Annotated in this window: 3 protein-coding genes and 1 pseudogene; 1 reads left to right on the top strand and 3 read right to left on the bottom strand. The window is 63.8% G+C overall.

Annotated elements, in window-relative coordinates; genetic code table 11:
- Positions 1-389: pseudogene (locus tag WBF82_RS23575) on the bottom strand (adenylate/guanylate cyclase domain-containing protein); the annotation flags it as partial.
- Between the two features lie 46 nt (positions 390-435).
- Complete coding sequence (locus tag WBF82_RS23570; RefSeq protein ID WP_424385342.1) at positions 436-942, bottom strand: DUF488 family protein; 507 nt, start codon at positions 940-942, stop codon at positions 436-438.
- Between the two features lie 142 nt (positions 943-1,084).
- Here WBF82_RS23570 and WBF82_RS23565 point away from each other — a divergent pair, with 142 nt between their 5' ends.
- Complete coding sequence (locus WBF82_RS23565; RefSeq protein WP_424385341.1) at positions 1,085-1,675, top strand: hypothetical protein; 591 nt, start codon at positions 1,085-1,087, stop codon at positions 1,673-1,675.
- Positions 1,676-1,690: 15 nt separating this feature from the next.
- Here WBF82_RS23565 and WBF82_RS23560 read toward each other — a convergent pair whose 3' ends face one another.
- Positions 1,691-2,479 carry a hypothetical protein gene (locus WBF82_RS23560; RefSeq protein ID WP_424385340.1) on the bottom strand — a complete coding sequence of 263 codons (789 nt, stop codon included), beginning with the start codon at positions 2,477-2,479 and terminating at the stop codon, positions 1,691-1,693.
- Positions 2,480-2,560 lie beyond the last annotated feature (81 nt).

Raw genomic sequence — 2,560 nt, 5'->3', positions numbered from 1 at the left:
GCGACGAGGAAGTAGAGCTGCAAACCCGAACCCGTGCCCAGGATCGAACAGATGACGAAGATCGACGCGTACGCGGTGACGATGAAGGTCAGCGGCGGAACCAGCTCGCCGAAGCGGTAAAGCCAAGGGACCATCACGTAGATCGCCGCGCCGAGGAGGTTGATTACACCGGTCCACCACAAGTGCGGTGCGACCACAAGTTGCATGACCCCGAAGGCCACGCTGATGATCATCGCCAGCGATGTGTTGAGGCGGAGTATGCGACGGCGCCGCGCGATGCGCTCGGCATAGGACTGATTGCGGACGCGCGGTTCCGCCCGGACCGCTGCTACGCAGTCCGGCTTTCGCCGCGAACCTGCGGGTTGTGTGGCACCGCAACTCCTAGCCACCACAGCAAAAGCCTAACGGGTGAACCGGCGAATGTGGTGTGCAGAATCAAGTCTGGTTGGGTTCGTCGCTGGTCAGCCACCCTGACATGGGGTGTTCGGCAAGCGACCCGTTGGGCATGATGTGCTCCACCACCCTGCCGTCGCGCGTGGCGAGGTCAGCGATCATCCGCCGGTGGCAACGCCACCATGTCGGCTCCCCGCACATGATCGCGACGTTGCAATCATCGGCCTCTTGCATCAGTCGCTGATACGCGGCGTGAAATTCGGGTGTGCGGGTGTGGGCGGCGTAGTTGGCGAATGCCTGGTTTTGCCACCACCGGTCCCGCGGTAGCGGCGTGGCGGGCGGCTTGCGTCGTCCGCCCAGATCCGGCTCATGTCGGTAGACGACTCCGGCGGCCGACAACCAGTCCGGCATGAGCTCTTTCGAGACATCCGGATTGCGACGCGAACCGGGAAAACTTCGCACGTCGACCAGCAGGCCCACATCGTGTTGGCGAAGTAGGGCGGTGAGTTGTTCAGCGGTCTTGGCGCCGTGGCCGATGGTGTACAGCACCGTTTGTGGGTGCCCTCGGTCAGATCCGGACTCACTGCCAGCCAGCATTTCTTTCTGAAACGAGGCTGAGTTAGCCGCAGGAGCGGAGTAAATCACCGTAAATCATCCGCACAGCTCCTGAGAATTTCATAAGCTCCGTTCCATGAGTCATCTGATGAGCCGGACCACCCACCAGCGTCTCCGCCGGACCGCGGCAGCTATCGGCGCCGCCATCGCCGCTGCCTTCATCTCGATGGGCACGGCTAATGCCGACGACACCGACACCCCGCCTGACCCATTCGTTGACTTGCTCGGAGCAAATCCGAGCGCTACCGACCTGGCCGACGCCCAGGCCCTCGACAGCGCCTTAGTCACCGCACACATCCCCGGCCTTCTTAAGGCGCTAGACACGATCGCCGACAGTCCGGTCACGGGGACGCCTACCGAACCGGCCGGCGATAACGACCCATTCGAGGACTTGCTTGGGTCAAGCGCGACCGCCGATCAGCTGCAACACGCCGCGGCTCTTGACCAATACTTGTATGCCGCGAGTCCCACGCTTAGCGCATCTCTGGACGCGCAACTTGACGGAGGGACGATTCCGCCGCCTCCCGACGCTGACCCATTCGCGGACTTGTTCCCGTCTCTGGTTTCCGGCGGTGACCCGATTGACAGCTTCCTCAACAGCATTGGTCTCGCTGTGCCGCTTGATGCATGGGTTGACCAGTTGCTGACCGCCTTCCCCTCCCTTTGATGGGCTCCGTCGGGATCAGTGTTGTTTGACGATCGATCGCGGCGCGGTGCGCCAGGTTCGGCTACCGTCCGGTTGCTCGCGCGGCGATTCGAGCAGTAGTACGGCACGACCCTCGAGGAGCACGGGGCGTACCCAGTCACCTAATTCGATGACTTCACGGGGCCCGGGCTGGCGATGCGTCGCGTCGCGCGCGATGTCGATGGCCGTGCGGGAGCGCAGATCGTCGATGGTGGCTTCGGTTGGCAGCTCGTCGATTCCGGGCAACGTAATGAATAGTCCGTCATCGCCCGATAGGTGCAGGCCCACTGCGGCCAATGCGCCGAGCACGCCGTCCTGGGTTCCACCGTGTCCGGACAGGTGCACGCCGAGCGCATCGGCAAGCTCCCAGGCTTGTCGCGTGTGCAGCACTTCTCGTTTGGCCCGACGGCCGAAATCCACTAGCAGCTGTGCAGATTCGGTGAGGCATTCGGGAATGGCCACCGCCAGGCCAGGGTCGGCGTCGGGTGGACAAACCCGTTCAAGGAACTGGCTGGCTAATTCAATGATGTTTGCTTGCACGGCACGCGGGTGGCCGCGCGGGCTGCGCAGGGCCAGGCACGCGCTGGAATTGTGTGAGGTGTACGGGATTCGGTCGTCGACCAGGAGCTGGTGGCGGGTGGCCCCAGCCGGTGCGCCGAGTCCCGCCGCGGCCAGCTCAATCAGCAACGCCCGGGCGCGACGGCCCGTCCCGGGGCTCCAGTGGTCGTCGGTGTCGTCAATGCCGATGAGCAGGTCGACACCGGCCAGCGCGGACAGGCGAGTCATGGGTTGACGACCAACGTGGTGACGTCACGTACCCACCGGTCAGTGCCAAGCTTTGTCCCGGCGAGCTTGAGAGTATTGCGC

The sequence above is a fragment of the Mycobacterium sp. genome (assembly GCF_049673265.1).
In the GTDB taxonomy this organism is placed as follows: domain Bacteria; phylum Actinomycetota; class Actinomycetes; order Mycobacteriales; family Mycobacteriaceae; genus Mycobacterium.
This window is presented reverse-complemented; position numbering and strand designations above follow the sequence as displayed.